Source organism: Polaromonas jejuensis NBRC 106434, from assembly GCF_001598235.1.
In the GTDB taxonomy this organism is placed as follows: Bacteria; Pseudomonadota; Gammaproteobacteria; order Burkholderiales; family Burkholderiaceae_C; genus Polaromonas; species Polaromonas jejuensis.
Genome location: NZ_BCYO01000025.1, coordinates 12,946 through 35,639, shown reverse-complemented (window position 1 = coordinate 35,639; position 22,694 = coordinate 12,946). Strand labels below are relative to the sequence as shown.

At 62.4% G+C, this 22,694-nt stretch carries 21 protein-coding genes; 6 read left to right on the top strand and 15 right to left on the bottom strand.

Annotated features, from left to right (window positions below; all coding sequences use genetic code 11):
- The gene (locus PJE01S_RS20070) at positions 1 to 621 is read right to left on the bottom strand and encodes an FMN-binding negative transcriptional regulator (protein WP_068835452.1); all 621 of its coding nucleotides are present in this window, start codon (positions 619 to 621) and stop codon (positions 1 to 3) included.
- Between the two features lie 64 nt (positions 622 to 685).
- Between PJE01S_RS20070 and PJE01S_RS20065 the strand changes: the two genes are divergently transcribed.
- Complete coding sequence (locus tag PJE01S_RS20065; RefSeq protein WP_068835432.1) at positions 686 to 1,753, top strand: DUF72 domain-containing protein; 1,068 nt, start codon at positions 686 to 688, stop codon at positions 1,751 to 1,753.
- A 22-nt stretch (positions 1,754 to 1,775) separates the two neighbouring features.
- On the opposite strand, the gene guaA is transcribed toward PJE01S_RS20065, so the two are convergent.
- Together guaA and guaB are read right to left on the bottom strand one after the other, a co-directional pair.
- On the bottom strand, positions 1,776 to 3,395 hold the full coding sequence (guaA, locus tag PJE01S_RS20060; protein WP_068835451.1) for a glutamine-hydrolyzing GMP synthase: 1,620 nt from the start codon (positions 3,393 to 3,395) through the stop codon (positions 1,776 to 1,778).
- A 71-nt stretch (positions 3,396 to 3,466) separates the two neighbouring features.
- Complete coding sequence (gene guaB, locus PJE01S_RS20055; RefSeq protein ID WP_068835431.1) at positions 3,467 to 4,936, bottom strand: IMP dehydrogenase; 1,470 nt, start codon at positions 4,934 to 4,936, stop codon at positions 3,467 to 3,469.
- Positions 4,937 to 5,084: 148 nt separating this feature from the next.
- Between guaB and PJE01S_RS20050 the strand changes: the two genes are divergently transcribed.
- Positions 5,085 to 5,612: a DUF4124 domain-containing protein gene (locus tag PJE01S_RS20050; protein WP_068835430.1), complete on the top strand. Its 528-nt coding sequence runs from the start codon at positions 5,085 to 5,087 to the stop codon at positions 5,610 to 5,612.
- Positions 5,613 to 5,666: 54 nt separating this feature from the next.
- Here PJE01S_RS20050 and PJE01S_RS20045 read toward each other — a convergent pair whose 3' ends face one another.
- Both PJE01S_RS20045 and PJE01S_RS20040 read right to left on the bottom strand, forming a co-directional pair.
- On the bottom strand, positions 5,667 to 6,002 hold the full coding sequence (locus PJE01S_RS20045; RefSeq protein ID WP_377372188.1) for an RnfH family protein: 336 nt from the start codon (positions 6,000 to 6,002) through the stop codon (positions 5,667 to 5,669).
- Between the two features lie 7 nt (positions 6,003 to 6,009).
- A complete protein-coding gene (locus PJE01S_RS20040; RefSeq protein WP_068835428.1) occupies positions 6,010 to 6,456 on the bottom strand; it encodes a type II toxin-antitoxin system RatA family toxin in 447 nt (148 codons plus the stop codon).
- A 56-nt stretch (positions 6,457 to 6,512) separates the two neighbouring features.
- On the opposite strand from PJE01S_RS20040, the gene smpB reads away from it, so the two are divergent.
- From smpB to PJE01S_RS20020, 4 genes are all read left to right on the top strand, one after another.
- Entirely contained in the window at positions 6,513 to 7,046 is a 534-nt protein-coding gene (smpB, locus tag PJE01S_RS20035; RefSeq protein ID WP_084389650.1) for an SsrA-binding protein SmpB, read from the top strand.
- A gap of 112 nt (positions 7,047 to 7,158) precedes the next feature.
- Complete coding sequence (locus PJE01S_RS20030; protein WP_068835427.1) at positions 7,159 to 7,551, top strand: COG4315 family predicted lipoprotein; 393 nt, start codon at positions 7,159 to 7,161, stop codon at positions 7,549 to 7,551.
- A 41-nt stretch (positions 7,552 to 7,592) separates the two neighbouring features.
- Entirely contained in the window at positions 7,593 to 8,132 is a 540-nt protein-coding gene (locus PJE01S_RS20025) for a sigma-70 family RNA polymerase sigma factor (RefSeq protein WP_068835426.1), read from the top strand.
- A gap of 17 nt (positions 8,133 to 8,149) precedes the next feature.
- Positions 8,150 to 8,983, top strand: a complete 834-nt coding sequence (locus PJE01S_RS20020; RefSeq protein WP_174548568.1) for an anti-sigma factor family protein — start codon at positions 8,150 to 8,152, stop codon at positions 8,981 to 8,983.
- Between the two features lie 7 nt (positions 8,984 to 8,990).
- Here PJE01S_RS20020 and PJE01S_RS20015 read toward each other — a convergent pair whose 3' ends face one another.
- The 10 genes from PJE01S_RS20015 to PJE01S_RS19970 form a co-directional block, all read right to left on the bottom strand.
- Positions 8,991 to 10,196 (bottom strand): enoyl-CoA hydratase/isomerase family protein, encoded by a 1,206-nt coding sequence (locus tag PJE01S_RS20015; protein WP_068835424.1) that lies wholly within the window; start codon positions 10,194 to 10,196, stop codon positions 8,991 to 8,993.
- Positions 10,193 to 11,068 carry a DMT family transporter gene (locus PJE01S_RS20010; RefSeq protein WP_068835423.1) on the bottom strand — a complete coding sequence of 292 codons (876 nt, stop codon included), beginning with the start codon at positions 11,066 to 11,068 and terminating at the stop codon, positions 10,193 to 10,195. Before PJE01S_RS20010 ends, PJE01S_RS20015 begins: the two co-directional genes overlap by 4 nt.
- Before the next feature lie 113 nt (positions 11,069 to 11,181).
- A complete protein-coding gene (typA, locus tag PJE01S_RS20005) occupies positions 11,182 to 13,005 on the bottom strand; it encodes a translational GTPase TypA (RefSeq protein WP_068835422.1) in 1,824 nt (607 codons plus the stop codon).
- Between the two features lie 43 nt (positions 13,006 to 13,048).
- Entirely contained in the window at positions 13,049 to 14,083 is a 1,035-nt protein-coding gene (truB, locus tag PJE01S_RS20000; protein WP_068835421.1) for a tRNA pseudouridine(55) synthase TruB, read from the bottom strand.
- 88 nt (positions 14,084 to 14,171) lie between these two features.
- Entirely contained in the window at positions 14,172 to 14,540 is a 369-nt protein-coding gene (rbfA, locus tag PJE01S_RS19995; protein ID WP_068835420.1) for a 30S ribosome-binding factor RbfA, read from the bottom strand.
- Positions 14,541 to 14,620: 80 nt separating this feature from the next.
- Positions 14,621 to 17,539 carry a translation initiation factor IF-2 gene (infB, locus tag PJE01S_RS19990; protein WP_068835419.1) on the bottom strand — a complete coding sequence of 973 codons (2,919 nt, stop codon included), beginning with the start codon at positions 17,537 to 17,539 and terminating at the stop codon, positions 14,621 to 14,623.
- Between the two features lie 28 nt (positions 17,540 to 17,567).
- Positions 17,568 to 19,088: a transcription termination factor NusA gene (gene nusA / locus PJE01S_RS19985; protein ID WP_068835418.1), complete on the bottom strand. Its 1,521-nt coding sequence runs from the start codon at positions 19,086 to 19,088 to the stop codon at positions 17,568 to 17,570.
- A gap of 22 nt (positions 19,089 to 19,110) precedes the next feature.
- Complete coding sequence (gene rimP, locus PJE01S_RS19980) at positions 19,111 to 19,722, bottom strand: ribosome maturation factor RimP (RefSeq protein ID WP_068835417.1); 612 nt, start codon at positions 19,720 to 19,722, stop codon at positions 19,111 to 19,113.
- A gap of 230 nt (positions 19,723 to 19,952) precedes the next feature.
- Positions 19,953 to 21,584 carry an ABC transporter ATP-binding protein gene (locus PJE01S_RS19975; protein ID WP_068835416.1) on the bottom strand — a complete coding sequence of 544 codons (1,632 nt, stop codon included), beginning with the start codon at positions 21,582 to 21,584 and terminating at the stop codon, positions 19,953 to 19,955.
- Positions 21,581 to 22,672, bottom strand: a complete 1,092-nt coding sequence (locus tag PJE01S_RS19970; RefSeq protein WP_068835415.1) for an ABC transporter permease — start codon at positions 22,670 to 22,672, stop codon at positions 21,581 to 21,583. The genes PJE01S_RS19975 and PJE01S_RS19970 overlap by 4 nt, the downstream gene beginning before the upstream one ends.
- Between the last annotated feature and the right edge of the window lie 22 nt (positions 22,673 to 22,694).

Below are 22,694 nucleotides of genomic sequence, written 5' to 3'. Positions count from 1 at the left end.
TCAGAGCGCTCTGGAATCGAGTTTATCCATCCACTGCGCAAGAGCCCGTTCATTCTCATTGCCCGCAGCATAGGCCGCCTTCATCGCCGCATGCGCCTCGGGCCGGTGCTGGTTGAGTTTGAGCTTGCACTGCAGGTCAACGACCTCTAATTCGAACGCCACAATGCCGTTCATCATCTTGTGCTGGTAGTCCTCCGGCAGCGCGCGCCATTGCTCCGCGTAGGCCGGATCATGGTCGTGGATCAGGTGCTTGAGCAGGCGGTCTTTGCCGTCAAAATGCTCGATCAGCCGAGCCGTCACCGTGCAGTGCACCGTCAGATAGTTCCAGGTCGGCACACGCGCCAAGGCCGGGTAGACCCGGGGGGTCATGTAGGCGTGCGGCCCCATGAAAGTCACAAGGGCTTGAGGCCTTGCTTGAAGGTAGCGCCAGTGCGGGTTCGGTTTGGCACAGTGGCCCAGCAAGACCGCCCGGCCATCGGCATATTCGAGGTGCAGCGGCAACGGCGTGACAAAGGGCAGGCCTGCATCGTCATTGGAGATGAGCGATGCAAAAGGGTAGGCGCGGATCAGCGCCCAGGCATGCGCCTCGTCTTTCGCCTTGAATTGCGGTGGGAGGTACATCGTGCGGTCGTCTGTGGATTGGTGGTGCGCACATTTTGCCAGCACCATTAGACTTGCAGCTGCCATGCAAGATGCATTATTTCCCGACGATGAACTGCCCGAACGCTCCCAGGCCAAGCCAGTGCCGCCAGCGCTGAAGAAGCCCGCGGCAAGGGCGAAAACCGGCGGCCTCAAAGTAAATCCACAAACGCCCGCGCCGGCCCACCTTGAATTGGCGGAGGCGCTGCCCGAGCTGGCGCGACTGGGCACCTCATCGTGGACCTATCCCGGCTGGAACGGACTGGTCTGGGATGGCGACTATGCGGAAAACCAGCTCTCGAAACACGGGCTGGCCGCCTATGCCCAGCACCCCCTGTTTCGCACCGTGAGCCTGGACCGGGCTTTTTACCGACCGCTGACTGCCGCGCAGTACGCCGCCTATGCGGCCCAGGTAAGCGACGATTTTCGATTTGTCGTCAAGGCGCCGGCTGTGGTCACCGACGCTACCGTGCGCACCGAGACCGGCCGCGCCATGCAGGCCAACCCTGCATTCCTCAGCCCGGAACTGGCCGTGCAGGATTTCGTGTTGCCGGCCATGCAGGGCTTGAACAGGAAACTGGGCGCGCTGGTATTCCAGATCAGCCCTCTGCCTGCCGCCCTGCACGCACGCCTGCCGGAGTTGTTGCAGCGGCTGGCTGCCATGCTGCAAGCGCTGCCGCCGCTTGCCAGCGAAGCGCCCGATGCGGTGGTCGCCGTGGAGGTGCGCGACCCGCTATGGCTGAGGCCTGAATTTGCGGCGGTGCTGCGTGAGGCCGGCGCCACTTATTGCCTGGGCCTGCACGCCAAAATGCCACCGATTGAGGGCCAGTTGCCGCTGCTGCGTGCCCTGTGGCCGGGGCCCCTGGTTTGTCGCTGGAATTTGCACCGCATGCATGGTGCCTACGGCTATGAGGATGCTGCCAACCGCTATCTGCCTTATGACCGGCTGGTGGACGAGGACCTGGAAACCAGGGCTATGCTGGCCCGTGTCATCAATGCCACGACAAGGGCGGGTCATCACGCTTATGTGACGCTGAGCAACAAGGCGGAAGGTTGTGCGCCGCTGTCAGTGGCGGCGCTGGCAGCAGAGATTCAGGCGCAGCGGGCCGGATGACGCGCGATCCCGCACGCCAATGTCACTCCCACTCAATCGTCGCCGGCGGCTTGCTGCTCACGTCGTAGGTTACGCGGTTGATGCCGCGCACTTCATTGATGATGCGGCCCGACACCTTCTTGAGCAGCGCATAGGGCAGCTCGGCCCAGTCCGCCGTCATGAAGTCGCTGGTCTGCACCGCGCGCAGGGCCACGACATAGTCGTAGGTACGGCCGTCGCCCATCACACCCACGCTTTTCACGGGCAGAAACACCGTGAAGGCCTGGCTGGTCAGGTCGTACCAGGTCTTGCCGCTGGCTTCATCCCTGAAATTGCGCAACTCCTCGATGAAGATCGCATCGGCGCGGCGCAGCAGATCGGCGTATTCTTTTTTGATTTCGCCCAGAATCCGCACGCCCAGGCCGGGGCCGGGGAATGGATGGCGGTACACCATGTCGTGCGGCAAACCGAGGGCCACACCCAGTTCGCGGACTTCGTCCTTGAAGAGTTCGCGCAAAGGTTCAAGGAGTTTCAGCCCCAGTTGTTCAGGCAGGCCGCCGACGTTGTGGTGGCTCTTGATGGTGACGGCCTTCTTGCTTTTGGCACCGCCCGATTCGATCACATCAGGGTAAATCGTACCCTGAGCCAGCCACTTGGCCCCCTTGGACGAGGCGTTTGCGGCCTTCAATTTGGCGGCTTCGGCCTTGAAGACTTCGACGAACTCCCGGCCAATGATCTTGCGCTTGGCTTCGGGCTCGCTCACGCCAGCCAGTTGCCCCAGGAACTGGTCGCTGGCGTCCACCCGGATGACCTTGGCGTGCAGCTTGCCGACAAACATGTCCATCACCATGTCGCCTTCGTTCAACCTGAGCAGGCCATGGTCAACGAAAACGCAGGTCAGCTGGTCGCCGATGGCGCGGTGAATCAATGCGGCCGCCACCGACGAATCCACACCGCCGGACAGGCCCAGAATCACCTCTTCATCACCGACCTGGGCGCGGATTTTTTCAACCGCTTCGCTGATGTAGTCACCCATGACCCAGTCCTGGCGCGTGCCGCAGATGTCGAGCACAAAACGCTTGAGGATGGCATTGCCCTGCTTGGTGTGCGTGACTTCCGGGTGGAACTGCACCGCGTAAAAGCGGCGGTCTTCGTCGGCCATGCCGGCGATAGGGCAGGAGTCGGTCGACGCCATGAGCTTGAAGCCGGGCGGCATCTCGGTGACCTTGTCGCCATGGCTCATCCAGACGTCCAGCATGCCCTGGCCTTCGGGCGTGGTGTAGTCGGCAATATCCTTGAGCAGTGCCGTGTGGCCGCGGGCGCGGACATCGGCCGAGCCGAATTCGCGCTTGTGGCCGCCCTCGACCTTGCCGCCCAACTGGTGCGCCATGGTCTGCATGCCATAGCAGATGCCGAGCACCGGGATGCCGAGCTCGAACACTGCTTGCGGCGCCTTGTCAGTCGTATCTTCATAAACGCTGGCATGGCTGCCCGACAGGATGATGCCCTTGAGCGTGCCGTCCTTGGCATATTCGCGGACCCAGTCGTCGCTGACATCGCAGGGATGGACTTCACAAAACACATGGGCATCGCGCACGCGGCGGGCAATCAGTTGGGTGACCTGGGAGCCGAAATCGAGAATGAGGATTTTCTGGTGCTGCATGAGGGGCGGTTTCTTCAAGGCAAAAAAAGAAAAGGCGTCTGCTGCCAGACGCCCCATGGCCGGCTGAAAGCTCAATCGGCGCGGTAGTTCGGTGCTTCCTTGGTGATCTGCACGTCGTGGACATGGCTCTCGCGAATGCCTGCGGAGGTGATCTCCACGAACTCGGCTTTGCCCTGCATGTCTTCAATGGTGGCGCAGCCGCAGTAGCCCATGCTGGCACGCAAACCGCCGGCCATCTGGAAAATGATGGTGACCATGGAACCCTTGTAGGGCACGCGGCCTTCAATGCCTTCGGGGACCAGCTTGTCGGCATTCGGGTTGCCGGTGCTCGACTCCTGGAAGTAACGGTCGGCACTGCCTTGCTGCATGGCGCCGATGCTGCCCATGCCGCGGTAGCTCTTGTAGCTGCGTCCCTGGAACAGGATGACTTCGCCGGGCGCTTCCTCAGTGCCCGCAAACATGCCGCCCATCATCACCGTGCCCGCCCCGGCGGCGATGGCCTTGGCGATGTCGCCGCTGTAGCGGATGCCGCCGTCGGCAATCAGCGGAACGCCGCTGCCGCGCAAGGCGGTGGCCACGTTGTCGATGGCCATGATCTGCGGCACGCCCACGCCCGCCACAATGCGCGTGGTGCAAATGCTGCCGGGGCCTATGCCGACTTTCACGGCATCGGCACCGGCTTCGGCCAGCGCCAGTGCGGCCGCACCGGTGGCGATATTGCCGCCGATCACGTCAACATGCGGGTAGTTCTGCTTGACCCAGCGCACGCGGTCAATCACGCCTTTGCTGTGCCCGTGCGCGGTGTCCACCACGATGGCATCGACCCCGGCCCTGACCAGCGCTTCGACACGCTCTTCGGTGCCCTCGCCCACGCCCACTGCCGCGCCCACGCGCAGCTGGCCACGCGAGTCGCGCGCGGCGTTGGGGAAAGTGGTTTGTTTGGTGATGTCCTTGACGGTGATCAGGCCCTTGAGCTCGAAGTCGCCGTTGATCAGCAGCACGCGCTCAAGGCGGTGCTTGTTCAGGAGCGCCTTGGCATCGGCCAATTTCGCCGTCTCAGGCATGGTGATCAGGCGCTCGCGCGGCGTCATGATGGTGCTGACCGGCACATCCATGCGCGATTCAAAGCGCATGTCGCGCCCGGTCACGATACCGACCACCTTGCCGCCATCGATCACGGGAAAACCGGAAATGCCGAGCTGCTCGCTCAGGGCCATGACCTGCCGCACGGTGTGCGTGGGTGTGATCACAACCGGGTCACGCAGCACGCCGCTTTCGTAGCGCTTGACCTTGGCCACTTCGGCCGCCTGCTGCTGGGGTGTCAGGTTTTTATGCACGATGCCCATGCCGCCCTCTTGCGCGATGGCAATCGCCAGACGCGCTTCGGTCACCGTGTCCATGGCCGCCGACACGAGCGGCAGGTTCAGGCGGATGTTGCGGGAGAACTGGGTGGAAAGTGAGGTGTCCTTGGGCAGGACCTGGGAGAACGCTGGCACCAACAATACGTCGTCGAAGGTGAGCGCTTTGCCGAGTAGGCGCATAGGGATGGCTCCAAAAACACGATTGTACCCTTGCCGGCGGATTCCTTGGTACAAACCCTCGCAGGCCGCTGTCCACCGGGGGTTGTAAAAATGCAGCGCGGGCTGCACCCATGCAGAAAACTGCAGGGCACGGCGCTACACTGGCGCGATGGATTTCAAACCTGCTTCAAAAGCCCTTGTTCTGGCCCTCGCCTGCGGGTCATTTACCCTCACCGCGTTTGCCCAATGGCAATGGATTGACAAGGACGGTCGTAAAGTATTCAGCGACCGTTCGCCACCCGCCGAGATCCAGGAGAAAGATATTCTGAAGCGCCCCGGTGGCAGCTATCGCATGACAGCGATACCCGCCAGCGAAACCACGGCCGCGCCGCCTGCTACGGCGGCGTCTTCGGGCAAAACCGGCGCCCCCAAGCTGTCGGGCAAAGACAAAGAACTTGAAGCCAGGAAAAAACAGGCCGAAGGTGAGGAAGCCGCCAAGAAGAAAGCCGAAGAGGAAAAGCAAGCCGTGGCAAAGGCGGAAACCTGCGATCACGCCAAACGCTACCTGGCAACGCTGCAATCAGGCATCCGCATCAGTAATGCCAACGCCAAGGGTGAACGGGAATACATGGACGACACCAAGCGTGCGGAAGAAGTCAAGCGCACCCAGGGTGTTGCGGACAGCAGCTGCCAATAGGGTACTGGCTGACTTTGCGGAGCCGCGCAGCCGGCCAAGCGCCATTTTGCGGCCTCAGTAGCCGGCTTTCCCACCGTCGCGTCGTTTGGCAAACAGCCCGGCTCTTTTCACCCCCTGGCGGTTAAAGCGCTCGCGGCGCGCGACCTTGGGATCCACGCGCAGGCCACGGTAAATTTCGACCCTGTCCTTGTCGTGCAAGAGATGGCCTGGCGTCGTTTTACGGCCCCAGACCCCCACCGACAAGCGACCGATCTGCAGTTCCGGGAACTCCTCAAAAATCCTGCATTGCGCGAGCGTCTGCGCGATGCTGGTGCCCGCAGCCACCTCCAGCACCCATTCGCGCACCTGCCGCGGTGCGGGAGAATACACAAGAGATATCTTCAAGAGCACTCCGCCCTCAGGCTTCGCCATAGACATGGGAGGCCCGTTTGACAAACGCATCGACCAGGCTGCCGGCAATCTTGTCGAACACCGGGCCGACCAGCGCCGCCAGCGCTGCGTTGTCAAAGTCATAGCGCAAAGTGAGACCGACTTTGCAGGCACGCTGGGCACTGTCGCCCAGTGGATGGAAATCCCAGTGGCCGTCCAGCTTGGAAAAAGGCCCATCAATCAGCTTCAGACTGACCTTGCGATCCTTTTCATGGACATTGCGCGTGGTGAAGCTTTGCGAAAGACCCGCAAAGGAAATACCCACCTTGGCGGTCATGCCCTCTGCGGCCTCATCCAGCACGGCGGCCTGGTCACACCAGGGCAAAAACTCGGGATAGCGGGCGACGTCGGTGACCAGGGCAAACATTTCGGCTGCGCTGTACCAAATGAGAACGGACTTGTGAACGGTTTTCATACAATCATGGGCTGGGCGCAATTGTATTAGCCGACACCGCCCTCACATTTTTAGCCATGGCCACCAAAGAAGCATCCTCCTCCAAAAAACCAGCCGCGGCCTCCTCCGGAAAAACTTCCGCCAAGGCCGCAGCGGCCGCGGTACGCATTGCCGACAACAAAAAAGCCATTTTCAATTACCACATTGAAGAACGCTTCGAGGCCGGCATGGTGCTCGAAGGCTGGGAGGTCAAATCCCTGCGCGAGGGCAAGGTGCAGCTCACCGATGGCTATGTCGTGGTCCGCGGCGGCGAACTTTTCATCATCGGCTGCCAGATCAATCCGCTGGGCACGGCATCCACCCATGTCCGGCCGGACTCCGTGCGCACCAAGAAGCTGCTGATGCACAAGGACGAAATCCGGCGCCTGATGGGCAAGATCGAGCAAAAAGGCTTCACGCTGGTACCGCTGAACCTGCACTGGAAGGCCGGCAAGGTGAAATGCGAGATCGGCCTGGCCAAGGGCAAGGCCGAGCACGACAAGCGCGACACCATCAAGGACCGCGAAGGCAAGCGCGAGGTGGAGCGCGCCATGAAGTCGAGAAACCGGTAAGCCGGCCGGTGCCGGGTTCAAGATAATTTGCGCCTGGATGGAATAATCCGGGCGTCACCGGTGTTTATGGGGTGCAGACATCTTCTGCGCCAACCAGAACAAGGAGAATCTCATGAAACTTTTCACCATTGCCGCCCTGTCCGCAGGGCTGCTTGCGGGCTGTGCCTCCATGTCCTCCATGTCCTCCATGTATTCCCAGAGCCCAGCCAAAATGGCCGACGGCATGCTGGTGGGCCCGAACGGGATGACGCTCTACATCTTCGACAAAGACACCGCCGGCAGCGGCAAGTCGGTCTGCAACGGGCAGTGCGCCACCAACTGGCCGCCCCTGATGGCCAGCGACAGCGACAAGGCCTCGGGCGACTACATGGTCATCACCCGCGACGACGGCAAGAAACAGTGGGCCATGAAGGGCAAACCGCTGTACTACTGGATCAAGGACACCAAGCCGGGCGACAAGACCGGCGACGGTGTGCAGGGGGTCTGGCACATCGTCAAGCCCTGAGTCCGCCGGCGGCGTGACCCTGGCGAACCCGGCTGCAGCCCATGGACCGTTCTGAGCTCATTGCCCAGATTCCCGGACTGCGGCGCTACGCCCGCGTGCTCACCAGTGATGCCTGGGCAGCCGATGACCTGGTGCAGGACACGCTGGAGCGAGCCTGCAGCAAATGGTGCTTGTGGATCGCAGGCTCCAATCTTCGGGCCTGGCTGTTCACCCTGATGCATAACCAGTTTATCAATCAGGTGCGGCACTCGGCCCGGCAGTCCAGCACAGGAAGAATGGTCGATATGGAAACGGTGAACGATGAACTCATTGCCGCCGACCCTGGCCTGGACATGGCCCTCGACTTGCACCGCTGCCTGATGCGTTTGCCGCAAGACCAGCGCGCCGTGCTGCTGCTGGTCAGCCTGGAAGACATGTCGTATGAAGAAGTGGCCAAAGTCACCGGTGTGCCGGTGGGCACGGTGATGTCGCGCCTGTCACGGGCGCGTAGCCGCCTGCGCGAACTGATGGAAAGCAGCCCCGAAAGAGCGGCGGCTGCGCCAGGCATGAACAGCAAGCAAGTGCTGCATCGGCTCAAATGATTGCTCTGGATAGCCCCATGGATCCGAATCGCCCCCCTGACTCCGTGTCCGAAAGCGAGCTGCACGCCCTGCTCGACAGGCGGCTGTTGCCGCATGAACGCGCCGCGCTCGAAACGCGGCTGCTCAATGATGCGGTGGCCATGGCCACGCTCAAGGCCTGGCAGGCGCAGCGCGAAGCCCTGCGCGAGCTGCACAGGCCGCTGCTGGGCGAGCCGCTGCCCCCGGCTTTGCTGGCGGCGGCGCAACGCTTGACCAGCTCGCAGCAGCAATTTGACCAGTGGTGGCGCTGGGGCGGCATGGCCGCCAGCGTTGCGCTGGCTTTTGGTGTGGGCTGGCTGTCGCACGGGCAATGGACCTCATTGCGGCCGCAGACAAGCCAGGTCCTGGCCAAGGCGCGCGGCACGGGTCAGGAATTTGCGCGCCAGGCGGCCGTGGCGCATGTGGTGTATGCGCCTGAGGTGCGCCATCCGGTCGAGGTCACGGCCGCGCAGCAGGAACACCTGGTGCAATGGCTGTCCAAACGCCTGGGCAGGCCCCTGAAGGTGCCCAATTTGTCGGCGCAGGGCTACGAGCTGGTCGGCGGGCGTTTGCTGCCCGGCGAGACCGGCGCACGGGCGCAGTTCATGTTCCAGAACGAGAGTGGCGAGCGCGTCACGCTGTATCTGGGCGCCCTCAATGGCGACAGCAGCGCGGCGGCCAAGCGCGAGACGGTCTTCAGTTTTTCAACGGACGGCCCTATCCACGACTTTTACTGGGTGGATCAGGGTTTTGGTTATGCGCTGGCCGGCAGGCTGCCGCGTGAAGGCCTGATGCAACTCGCACAGGCGGTCTACCAGCAGTTGCAGCCCTAGGCACCGCCTAAAGGTCGCGCAGCGGATGGGCCTCGGCCGTCCAGGGGCTGGCAAAAAATGCATCGGCCATGCCCGGCTTGACATCTTCAATTCGCGCCGGGCTCCAGCGGGGCTTGTAATCCTTGTCGATGGCCAGCGCGCGTATGCCTTCCACCGTCTCGCTCTCTGCACCCGGACGCAGGTGGAAGCAGTGGTGCACCATGTCGCGTTCCATGCGCAGGTCAGCGGCCAGTGTCATGCCGCGGGCGCGGCGGATCTGCTCCAGCGTCACATGCAGCATCAGCGGCGAGCGCTTGCGCAAGGTGGCCGCCGTCTTGGCGGCCCAGGGATCGGGCGAGGCCTCCAGCGCATCGACGATGTGCTTCACCCGCAGCAATGAGAAATAACGATCAATCTGGCCTGTAGCGCTAATTGGATAAGCGCTTCCAGCTATCAATTCAGTAGCAACCCACTGATCGACCTGTGCGCTGGATTCAAATGGCTGGCTTGCCAGGGCCTCCCAGAGCGCCGGCAGCCGGGCGGCCGCCAGCTTGACGTCGGCCAGGCCGTAGCCCAGCGCCTCATCGGCGCCAATGACATCACCGGTCAAGGCCAGGTACTCGCCGACGTGGCCCGGGCAGCGGCTCAGGAAATAGCCGCCCCCCACGTCGGGAAACAGTCCGATATTCGTTTCGGGCATGGCCATCTTGGTGTGCTCGGTCACGATACGCACTTTGGCCCCCGGGCCACGTGCAGACGGGCTTGCCCGGCCTGCACCTTCATCACTCCCCAATGGGGCGTCCAGGGCAAAGCCCTGGCAAAGACCCATGCCACCGCCCATCACAATGCCGTCCATGAAAGCGATGTAGGGCTTGGGATAGGTCTGAATCAGGTGATTGAGGGTGTATTCCTCGGTGAAAAAATCATCCAGTGCGCTATCCCCGGCCAGTGCCGCCTGGTGAAAAAAGCGGATGTCGCCACCGGCGCAAAAACCGCCAAAAAGACTTTCGGGCGTGCCCGGTCGGCCGATCTTGTTGGTGCCACGAATCGCCACGGCCAATACCGCTGGATCATCGCGCCAGGCCCGCAAGGTGCTGAGCAGCGCCCGCACCATGGGCAGGGACAAGGCATTCAGCGCCTTGGGACGGTTCAGGGTAATCAGGCCAACGCCTCCCCGGCGCTCCACGATCACGTCGCTATTTTTCGCTGCTGGGGCGAGGGTCTCCGTACTCATGCTCTTTGTCTCCATCCAATCAATTCATTCACAACCAGCGCGCTGATGACCAGCGCGCCACCGGTCAACACGCTGGCGCCCGGTACCTCGTTGGCGCCCAACCAGGCCAGCAGGATGCCAAAAATCACTTCCAGCAAGGCCAGCAAGGCCACTTCCGGAGCCTTGAGAATCCCGGCGCACAGCACCGACAGCACGCAAGGAATGGCCAGCTGGACCAGGCCCAGCAGGGCCAGCAGCCCAATATCGTGAGGCGTGGCCGAAAACGGAAAGGACAGCGGCAAGGTGATCAAGGTGGAAATGCCCGCCCCGACCAGCACCGCCGGGACCAGGTCGATCTTCTGGCCTTGCGTGCGGCTGTGCTGCACCACCGTCCAGTTGCTGGCACCGGCCAAAGGCACCAGCATCGCGACCAGCGTGCCGCCCAGGTGGCTGGAGAAGTCCATCTGCCCGCCATACATCCACGCAATCCCGATGCTGGCCGCCGCAATCGCCCACCAGGTGCGGGTCGGAATGCGGTGACCGATGAAGACACGGGCCAGCAAGGCCGTGATGAACGGGCCGGCCGCCATGGTCACCAGCACATTGGCCACCGTGGTGAGCGTCAGCGCGACCATGAAGGCTGTGAACATCACGCTCCAGCAGATGCCCGACAGCCACAAGGCCTTGCCGCCCTTGCGAATGTTGGCAAACACCGCCCTGCCCTGGAAAAAAGGCAGGATCACCAGCAGCGAGACCACCGTGAAGAAGCTGCGCCAGAAGGTCACTTCAAAGCGCTGCGCCGACTCCAGATGCCGCGTCACCACGCCGGCAATCGACCACATCAGGGTCACCAGAACCATCAGGGCGACAGCCCGGGAATGCGTGATTTTCATGTGAGCACCTGGGCTTTGCAGACACCTTGGAACGACAAAAGGGCCACCGCATGGCAGTGGCCCTTCGGCAAGCTTTTCAGCCTGGTCAACTTAACGGCCGTAGCGTTTCAGGATTAACGGCCAGCGCGCTTGCGCTCGCTTTCCTTCAGATAGCGCTTGCGCAGGCGGACGGACTTGGGCGTGATTTCAACCAGCTCGTCGTCCTCGATGAACTCGACGCCATATTCCAGCGTCAACTCGATGGGCGGCGTGATCTTGATTGCGTCTTCCTTGCCGGAGACGCGGAAGTTGGTCAGCTGCTTGGTGCGCGTGGCGTTGACCACCAGGTCGTTGTCGCGGCTGTGAATGCCGACGATCATGCCCTCGTACACCGGATCGTTGGCCCTGACGAACATGCGGCCGCGGTCGTCCAGCTTGCCCAGCGCGTAGGTGAAGATTTCACCATCGTCCATGGAAATCAGTACGCCGTTCTTGCGGCCGCCGATGTCGCCCTTGTGCGGCTCGTAGCTGTCGAAGATGTTGGAGATCAGACCAGAGCCACGCGTCAGGTTCAGGAATTCGTTGGTGAAGCCGATCAGGCCACGCGCCGGGATGCGGTACTCGAGGCGCACGCGGCCACGGCCATCCGGCTCCATGTTGACCAGTTCGCCCTTGCGCTCGCCCAGGGCTTGCATCACGCCGCCCTGGTGGTTTTCCTCGATGTCGGCGGTCACCAGTTCGATGGGTTCGTGGCGCACGCCGTCGATGTCGCGGAACACCACGCGCGGCTTGGACACGGCCAGTTCGTAGCCTTCGCGGCGCATGTTTTCCAGCAGGATGGTCAGGTGCAGTTCGCCGCGCCCCATGACTTCGAAGATACCCTCTTCGTCGGTTTCCTTGACGCGCAGGGCCACGTTGTGTTGCAGTTCTTTTTGCAGGCGGTCCCAGATCTGGCGGCTGGTGACAAACTTGCCCTCACGGCCGGCCAGCGGGCTGGTGTTGACGCAGAAGTTCATGGTCAGGGTCGGTTCGTCGACCTTGAGCATGGGCAGCGGTGCCGGATTGACGGGGTCGGTGATGGTCACGCCAATGCCGATGTCCGCAATGCCGTTGATCAGCACGATTTCGCCGGGACCGGCTTCCGTGGCCTGCACGCGTTCCAGGCCCTGGAAAGTCAGCACCTGGTTGATCCGGCCCTTGATCGCCTTGCCGTCCGGACCCTCCATCACCACGACATCCATCATGGGCTTGATCGTGCCCTGGCTGATGCGGCCTACGCCAATCCGGCCGACAAAGGTCGAAAAGTCGAGCGCGGAAATTTGCAGCTGCAGCGGCGCTGCAGGATCGCCCTCCTGGTGGGGCACATGCTTGAGCACGGTGTTGAACAGGGCCGACATGTCGGGACCCCACTGCTCACCCGGAGCGCCCTCTTCCAGCGAGGACCAGCCGTTGATGCCCGAGGCGTACACCACGGGGAAATCCAGCTGTTCATCCGTGGCGCCCAGTTTGTCGAACAGGTCGAAGGCGGCATTGACCACCTTGTCGGGGTTGGCGCCCGGCTTGTCGACCTTGTTCACCACCAGGATGGGCTTCAAGCCCAGGGCCAGCGCCTTCTTGGTCACAAAGCGGGTCTGCGGCATGGGGCCTTCCTGCGCATCGATCAGCAGCACCACGCCGTCGACCATCGATAGCGCACGCTCCACTTCGCCGCCGAAGTCGGCGTGGCCGGGGGTGTCCACGATGTTGATGTGCGTGCCTTCCCAGGTCACGGCGCAGTTCTTGGCCAGAATCGTGATGCCACGCTCTTTTTCGATGGCGTTGTTGTCCATCACGGTATCGACCACTTTTTCGTGCTCGGCAAAGGTGCCGGACTGGCGCAGCAATTGGTCGACCATGGTGGTCTTGCCATGGTCGACGTGGGCGATGATGGCGATGTTGCGGATTTGTTTATGACTCATGGTTGGCTTTCTGGAGACTTGAAACGGGTAAAAATGAGAAGGATCAGAGGTGTAGGGACGGTGCCGTCAGGTCGGGGGGCTCTAATGCGAAACTTTCAAGGCGACGTTGCGTGGCTTGCAGGATGTCCTGTACTTCAATCGGGCTCAGCAAGCGCTGGGGTATCAGCTCATCGGCCGTGACATGGGCAGAGCCCAAAAACGCCGGCGGGTGGCTGCCATACACCTGCACCAGCGGGGCGTCGTCACCCCACTGGCCGGGCTCGCCGCGGCGGCGCAGGCCGCTCAAAAACCGTCCTGCATTGTCGGCGTCGAGTGTGACAGTCGGGTAGGCCGCCAGCAGCGACTGCGCCGGCAACAAACAGGCTTCGCGCTCGGGCTCGCTCATGGCCTCCAGCGCGGCCAGACTCACGCACTGCCCGGCCTCAAAACCGCCGGTTTCCAGCCGCCTGAGCGAGCCCAGGTGCGCACCGCAGCCTATGGCCTCGCCGATGTCTTCACCGAGCGTACGGATGTAAGTGCCCTTGCTGCAGCTCACTATGATTTTGATAGCTGCCTGCGCCCGTGAATCATGGACCAGAGCCATATCCAGCTTGTGAATCGTGATGTGGCGGGCTGCCCGCTCCACTTCTTCACCCTTGCGCGCATATTCGTAAAGCGCCTTGCCGTCTTTTTTTAGCGCCGAATACATGGGCGGAATTTGCGCCAGCGGGCCGGTAAAACGCCGGGTGACGGCTTCCAGCAACGCCGGTGTGATGTCCGGCACGGGCCGGGTTGCTATCACATCGCCCTCGGCATCGGCGGTACTGGTTTTTTGGCCCAGCAGCAAAACCGCCTCGTAGGTTTTGTCAGCCTCCAGCTGCAGCTGGCTGAACTTGGTGGCCGCGCCAAAACACAGGGGCAGCACGCCAGTGGCCAGCGGATCCAGCGTGCCGGTATGCCCGGCCTTGTCCGCCCGCAGCAGCCATTTGGCTTTTTGCAGCGCCTGATTGCTCGACAGGCCCAGCGGCTTGTCGAGCAGTAGCACGCCATGCACGGGACGTCGCTGGATTTTCTGGCGAGGAGAAGATGTTTGCGTCATAAAGCTTCGACAGGCTCAGCGCACGAGTCTTCCCGGGCGCTCCGTTGGCACCGTTGTCCCCGAACCTGTCAAGGGGAACGGCGCGAACTCAGTCGTCTTTCGCGCGAGAGGAAACCGCCTTGGCAATCAAGGCGTTCATGTCTGCCGCATGTTCAGTGGTGCGGTCAAACTGGAAATGCAGGGTGGGCACCGTGTGGATCATCAGGCGCTTGAACAGGCCGTTGCGCAAAAAGCCGGCAGCCTGGTTGAGCGCTTCTTCGCACTCTTTAGGATCGCCAACGAGCACACTGAAGAACACCTTGGCATGGGCGTAGTCAGGAGTGACTTCGACCGCCTGAATCGTCACCATGCCGACCCGTGGATCTTTCAACTCGCGCGCGATCAACTCCGTCAGATCCCGCTGGATCTGATCGGCGACGCGAAAGCCGCGGTTGGGGGTAGATGACTTTTTACGCATGAATAAAGGTTTGAAGTTGCAGTCTTGGAGTGAACCTGGCGGCCCGCCAGCCGGCAGCGGTTGGCGAGCCTTTGGGTTCTTTACAAGGTGCGAGCCACTTCCTTGATCTCGAAGAACTCCAGAACATCGCCTTCCTCGATATCGTTGTAGTTCTTGATGTTCAGGCCGCACTCGAAGCCTTCCTTGACTTCCTTCGCATCATCCTTGAAGCGCTTGAGCGAGTCGAGTTCGCCCGTGAAGACGACCACGTTCTGGCGCAGCAGGCGCAGCTTGGCGGCGCGGCGGACCACACCGGCGGTGACCATACAACCAGCGATCGAGCCGATCTTGCTGACCTTGAACACCTGGCGGATCTCGGCGGTACCGATGACTTCTTCCTTCTTGTCGGGCGTGAGCATGCCGGACATCGCGGCCTTCAGGTCGTCCACAGCGTCATAAATGATGTTGTAGTAACGAATGTCAACGCCGTTGTGCTCGGCCTGCTTGCGCGCCAGCGCATCGGCACGGGTGTTGAAACCAATCACCACGGCCTTGGACGCAATGCCCAGGTTCACATCGGACTCGGAAATGCCACCGACGCCGGAGTACACCAGCTGAACCTTGACCTCGTCGGTCGACAGCTTGAGCAGCGACTGCGCCAGCGCTTCCTGCGAACCCTGCACGTCGGCCTTGATGATGATGGGCAGCATCTTGACTTCGCCGGCCGTCATGTCGGAGAACATGTTCTCCAGCTTGGACGCCTGCTGCTTGGCCAGCTTGGTGTTGCGGAACTTGCCGGCGCGGTAGGTGGCGATTTCACGGGCGCGGCGCTCATCCGTCATGACCATGAAGTCATCACCGGCTTGCGGCACTTCGGTCAGGCCCTGGATTTCGACCGGAATCGAAGGTCCCGCGGTCTTGATGGGTTTGCCGTTTTCGTCCAGCATGGCACGCACGCGGCCATAGGTCGAACCCGCCAGCACCACATCGCCGGCCTTCAGCGTTCCGGACTGCACCAGCACGGTCGCAACCGGGCCGCGGCCCTTGTCGAGCTGAGCCTCGATGACCAGGCCCTTGGCCAGGGCATCCACCGGGGCCTTGAGCTCCAGCACTTCGGCCTGCAGCAGCACCTGCTCCAGCAGATTGTCAATGCCGGCACCGGTACGGGCAGACACCGGCACGAACGGCGAGTCACCGCCGAATTCTTCCGGCACCACCTCTTCGGTCACCAGCTCGCCCTTGACGCGCTCCAGGTTCGCATCCGGCTTGTCGATCTTGTTGATCGCCACCACGATGGGAACGCCGGCCGCCTTGGCGTGCTTGATGGCTTCCTTGGTCTGCGGCATGACGCCGTCATCGGCGGCCACCACCAGAATCACGATGTCAGTGGCCTGGGCGCCACGGGCCCGCATGGCGGTAAACGCCTCGTGGCCCGGGGTATCCAGGAAAGAGATGACGCCGCGCGGGGTTTCCACGTGGTAGGCGCCAATGTGCTGGGTGATGCCGCCGGCTTCGCCAGCGGCCACTTTGGCGCGGCGGATGTAGTCGAGCAGCGAGGTCTTGCCATGGTCCACGTGGCCCATGACGGTCACCACGGGAGCGCGCGGCAGCGATTCAGCCTGCTGGCCCTGCACGTCGTCATCGGTGAAGGCTTCCGGATCGTCCAGCGCGGCGGTCACCGCCTTGTGGCCCATTTCTTCGACCACGATCATGGCGGTGTCCTGGTCCAGCGGCTGGTTGATGGTCGCCATCTGGCCCAGCTTCATCAGGTGCTTGATCACCTCGGACGACTTGATGCTCATCTTGTGAGCGAGTTCACCCACGGTGATGGTTTCAGGCACATGGACTTCAATGACCTTGAATTCGGTGGGCGCCACGAAGGTGGATTCCGGGCGTGCGTCGCGGTCATTGCTGCGACGGCCGCGTGGGCCGCCACGGAAATTGCCGCGTCCAGGAATAGCGGCTGCACCCCGGCTCGGGATGCCTTTTTTCTTGGCCGCGTCGTCCTTCCAGGTCGAAGACAGGTTCTCCGACTTGACTTCCTTCTTGCCGGCGGCGCCGGGCGCTGCCGGGGCGCCTGGCGCTGCCGGCTTGGCCGCCGCGCCAGGGGCCACGGCTGGCTTGTGCAGCGTGCCCTTGATGGCAGCCTTGGGGTCCACGTGCGGCACCAGCACGCGCTTGGGTGCGGACAGCATGGCCCGGATGGCGGCGGCTTCGGCTTCGGCCTTGCGGCGGCGTTCCTGCAGATCCTGGGCACGAGCGGCGTCCGCCTGGAATTCGGCGGTGGCTTTGGCCTTGACAGCCGCTTGTGCCGCGGCCGCTTCGGCGACCTGGCTAGCCTGCTTCGCAGCCGCCGTCTCGGCGGCTTTGGAGGCTTCGGCCGTTACCGGCGGTGCAGCGACTTCCTTGATGATTTTGCCAATGGTCGGCTTGACCTTTTTGGCGGCTTCAGCCGCGGCAGCGGCCTCGGCGGCTGCCTGGGCCTCAGCCAGTTGCGCTGCGGCCTGGCGCTCCTGCTCGCGCGCGGCCTCCTTGGCTTCCTGCTCTTCGCGCAAGCGGCGTTTTTCCGTCAACTCTTCTTCCTGGCGGCGCAGCAGTTCCGCATGGCGGCTGGCTTCCTCTTCGCGGCGAACCAGTTCGGCGTCATCCACCACCGGCGCTGGCGGGGCAACGTGCACCTCGGGCTGAACTTCTTCGGCCGGCAGATCCGAGCCATCTTCGCGCTTGACGAAGGTGCGTTTCTTACGCACTTCCACCTGGATGGTGCGGGCCCGGCCGGTGGCATCGGCCTGCTTGATCTCGGTGGTGGATTTCTTCACCAGCGTGATTTTCTTGCGCTCGGCCGAGACGGTGCCATGGCTGGCCTGCAGATAGCTGAGCAGCTTCTGCTTGTCCGCTTCAGACAGGGGATCACCGGCCTGTGCCTTGGCAACCCCTGCGCTGGTCAATTGCTCGATCAGGATGGCGGGAGATTTATTCAATTCAGCTGCGAATTCAGCGACGGTAGTGGTACTGGACATATTTGGTTTTCCTGGCTGGCCTCCATGATCATTGCTCTTGGGCCGTTGCAGGTGCAGCGGTGTCGCCTGCGCCATCGGTAAACCAATGGGCGCGCGCAGTCATGATCAGGGCCTTGGCTTCGTCCGCAGACTGGCCGGTGATATCGGTAAGTTCATCCACAGCCAGGTCAGCCAGATCGTCACGGGTGTTGATACCCGCCTCGATGAGTTTGGCAGCCAGCTCGGGCGTGAGGCCTTCAACGTCGCGCAGATTCTGCGAAACACCTTCGGCATTTTCTTCCTTGGCGATTTCCATCGTCAAAAGTGCGTCTTTGGCGCGCGTACGCAGCTCATTGACGGTGTCTTCATCAAACGACTCAATCTCCAGCATTTCCTGCAGCGGCACATAGGCCACTTCTTCCAGGCTGGTAAAGCCTTCGGAGATCAGGATGTCGGCAATCTCCTCGTCCACGTCGAGTTTTTCCATGAAGAGCTTGCGGCTGCTGTCGGTTTCGACCGCCTGCTTCTGGGCCGACTCGTTGGCGTCCATGATGTTGATCTTCCAACCGGTCAGCTCGGAAGCGAGGCGCACGTTCTGGCCGCCGCGGCCAATGGCAATGGCGAGGTTTTCCTCATCCACCACCACGTCCATGGCATGACGCTCTTCGTCCACCACGATGGACGAGACGTTGGCAGGGGCCAGCGCGCCAATCACGAACTGGGCCGGATCTTCGCTCCACAGCACAATGTCCACGCGCTCGCCGGCAAGCTCGTTGGTCACGCCATTGACACGGGTGCCACGAACACCGACGCAGGTGCCTATCGGGTCCACGCGCTTGTCATGCGACAGCACGGCGATCTTGGCGCGCGAACCGGGGTCGCGGGCGCAGGACTTGATCTCCAGCAGGCCCTGCTCGATTTCGGGCACTTCCTGGCGGAACAGCTCGATCATGTACTCGGGCGCGGTGCGCGAGAGGATGATGGGCGCGCCGCGCAGCGTCGTGTCCACTTCCATGATCATGGCGCGGACACGGTCGCCCGAGCGCAGGTTTTCCTTGGGAATCATGTCGCCGCGGCGCAGGCGGCCTTCGACGCGACCGGATTCGACAATCAGGTCGCCCTTGTCCATGCGCTTGACGGTGCCGACAAAAATCTTGTCGCCGCGCGACATGAAGTCGTTGAGCAGCATCTCGCGCTCGGCGTCACGGATTTTCTGCAGGATGACCTGCTTGGCCGCTTGCGCGCCAATACGGCCTATCGGCAGGCTTTCCACCGGCTTTTCGATGTAATCGCCCTCTTCGATGTCGGTGATTTCATCGCGCGCGTCGCTGACCAGCTCTTCGGCTTCCGGGTTTTGCAGACCGGCTTCGTCGGGCACCACCAGCCAGCGACGGAAGGTTTCGTAATTGCCGCTGTCGCGGTCAATGGCGACACGGATGTCCACCTCACCCTCGTACTCCTTCTTGGTGGCAGAGGCGAGCGCAAGCTCGACGGCACCGAAGACGACGTCGCGTTCAACGTTTTTTTCACGCGAGATGGCATCAACCAACATCAACAGTTCGCGATTCATTTCACAAGCCTGCCTTTCTAAATTAATTCTCTGTAGGTTTATCTGCAGCCGGGGCGATTTTGGGCTTACGTCCCTTGAAATCAACCACGGGCGCCAAACGCGCCTGATGAATCTCATCGAGCGTGAAACCCAACGCCTGCAGCGCTGCGGGAATCTTTTTCTTGCTGACCTTCTGGCCGGGCTTGACGGCGGGCTCATCGCGCCACACCACCTGCCAGCCGGCCACGCCGTCTTTAGGCTCAGCACGCTCCAGCGTGCCGCGGAATTTCTTGCGACTGGCCGCTACCGTGGAACCGGCGCTGGCGGCCACGCCAATCGGCGCCTTGAGGGTGATGTCAATCAACTCACCGGCAAAACGCTCGAAATCCTTTTCATGGCGCAGGAGCCGGTCAATTCCGGGGGAACTGACTTCGAGCCGGGCATACTCGGCGCCTTCGACTTCCAGCACAAACTGCAACTGGCGCGTGACCTTTTCACAGTCTTCCGCATTGATGAACTGCTCGACCCCGGGGACATCCGGTGGATACGGCATGTCAATCGTGACACGCAGCAAACCACCGCCGGTCCGCTCGATCTCCACCAGCTCGTAACCGAGTCCCGTCACAGTTTGCTCAATCGTCTCTTGTAAGGCCATTCAGTATTTTAAAAACCAGTCTGTAAAAAACAAACGCCCAAAAAAAATGGGCGGTGAAAACCCGCCCATTTGGTCGTGAAGTGCGTATTGTAGCGCGCCCTGCCCCGCAATGCAAACAATATTCGTGCCTGGATTCACGGGGCGCGGCAAGGGCCGGCACGGAACAAAAAACAGGCCTTAATTAATACTTTTTACTGATAACTCACTTTTCGCCTGGTCAAGCTGTTTGCTCAAAATGACGCCTGGGCCACCAGTACTTGCGTATAGGGATGACGCGGTGCATCCAGCACGTCGAAGACGCTGCCGGACTCCACCACCTCGCCGTCTTTCATCACCAGCACCTCATGGGCCATGGCGCGAATCACGTCCACGTCATGGGTGATCAACAAATAGCTCAAGCCGTGTTCCCGCTGCAGGCGCTGCAACAGCGCCAGCACCTGCTTCTGGATGGTCACATCCAGCGCGCTGGTGGGTTCATCCAGCACCAGCAGGCTGGGGTTGATGATCAGCGCGCGGGCAATCGCCAGCCGCTGGCGCTGCCCGCCCGAAAACTCATGCGGGTAGCGCTGCAGCAGGCCGGGAAACTGCGCCTGGCTCATGCCCACATCCGCCAGGCATTGCGCCACACGCAGCCGCCTGGCGGCCTGGTCCAGCGAAGGCTCATGCACCAGCAGGCCCTCTTCCACGATCGCCTCGACCGGCATGCGGGGCGACAGCGAGGAAAACGGGTCCTGAAACACCACCTGAACCGCCCGGCGAATGGCCTTGTTGGCGGCCGCCTGCCGGCTCCAGGCCTGGCCGGCCGCCTGCAATTGGCCGGAAAACGGAAGCAAGCCCAGGCTGGCCAGGGCCAGGGTGGATTTGCCGGAGCCCGATTCACCGACCACGCCCAGCGTCTTGCCGGCTGGAATGTTGAACGAAGCGTCCTTGACGGCGACAAACTCGGAGCGTTTGAACCAGCCCCTGAAGCCAGGCGTGGCCACCGGATACGCCACCCGCAAATGGCTGGCCTGCAGCGTGGAGGAGGCCCCCGGCACGCGAGCGACCCCGGCAGCCACGTCGCGCGCCGGCTTGCTGTCAATCAATTTGCGGGTGTAAGGGTGCTGCGGATGGGCAAATACCTCGGCCACCCGCCCCTGCTCCACGATGTGCCCGTTTTCCATGATCGCGACACGGTCGGCAAAGCGGCGCACCAGGTTGAGGTCGTGCGTGATCATGAGCACGGCCATGCCGTTTCGCCGCTGCAAATCACCGAGCAAATCCAGGATCTGGCCGCGCAAGCTGACGTCCAGCGCCGTGGTCGGCTCGTCGGCCAGCAGCAGCCGGGGCTGGCAGGCCAGCGCCATGGCAATCATGGCGCGCTGCCGCTGCCCGCCCGACAGCTGGTGGGGAAAGGAACGGGCCCGCCTGGCGGCCTCGGGGATGCCGGTATCCGCTAGCAATTTAATAGCTACCCGCGCAGCCTCGGCGGGTGCCAAGCCCTGTTTTAGCTGCACGACTTCGGCGATCTGGTCGCCCACGCTGAAGAGCGGGTTCAGGGCCGTCATGGGCTCCTGGAAGATCATGGCGATGTCCCGGCCGCGAATGCCGCGCAGCTCGCCCTCGGGCAGGGACAGCAGGTCCACCGGCCCTTTTGGCGTGGCGCCTTGGGCGGCAAACCGGGCCTGCCCGCTGATGCTGGCGTTTTGAACCAGCCGCAGCAGGCTCAGGGCTGTCACCGTCTTGCCCGAGCCGGACTCTCCTACCAGGGCCAGTTTTTCTCCCGCCGCGATGGAAAAATCAATGCCGTGGACAACCTCCTTGCCGGAGAACGCCACCGACAGGCCCTGGACCGTCAACAAGGGATTCGTGCCGGCACTCATGATGCGTCCGCCTTTCGCGGGTCCAGGGCATCGCGCAAGGCGTCGCCCATGAAGGTCAGCAGCAGCAGCGTGACCACCAGCACCGCAAAGGTCGATATGGAAATCCACCAGGCGTCGATGTTGGCCTTGCCCTGATTGAGCAGCTCGCCGAGCGACGGTGTGCCCGGCGGCACGCCCAGGCCGAGGAAATCCAGCGAGGTCAGCGCCAGAATCGCCGCACTCATGCGAAACGGCAAAAAGGTCACCACCGGCGTCAGGCTGTTGGGCAGGATGTGGCGCCACATGATCTGCAGATTGCTCACCCCCAGGGCCCTGGCGGCGCGCACATAGTCCATCTGGCGGTTGCGCAGGAACTCGGCGCGCACATAGTCCGACAGCCCCATCCAGCCAAACAGGCTCAGCAAAAACAGCAGCAGCGCCACGCTGGGTGCAAACACGGCACTGAAAATAATCAGGAGATAAAGCTCGGGCATGGAACCCCAGATTTCCATGAGGCGCTGAAAGATCAAATCGGTTTTGCCGCCCGCGTAGCCCTGGATCGCCCCGGTGATCACGCCAATCACCACGCCGATCACGGTCAGCGCCAGCCCGAACAGCACGCTGAGCCGGAAGCCGTAGATCAGCTGCGCCAGCAGGTCGCGCCCGCGATCGTCGGTACCGAACAGGTTGTCGCGCGAGGGGGCCGAAGGATTGGGCTCCCTGGCGAAATAATTGATGGTGCGCGCACCATAAGGGTTGGGCGGGTAGACCGCCCAATTGCCGTCCTGGCTCAATTTGCCCTTGATGAAAGGGTCCAGGTAGTCCGTGGGCGTTTCGAAGTCGCCGTCAAAGGTCTTTTCCGAATAGTCCTTGAGCAGCGGGAAATAAAATTCGCCCTTGTAGTTGACGATCAGCGGCCTGTCGTTGGACAGGACCTCGGCAAACAGGCTGAAGACGACCAGCAGGCTGAAGATCACCAGGCTCCAGTAACCGAGCCGGTTGCGGCGAAAGCGCCGCCAGGCCCGGCGGCCGGGGCTCAAGCTGGCAACGGAAGGCGCGTTTTCGCCAGGGCCGCCGCGGATCGGGCTCCGCCCGTCCGCTGGAGGCATCCCCTTGGGGGAAAGGCGGCCA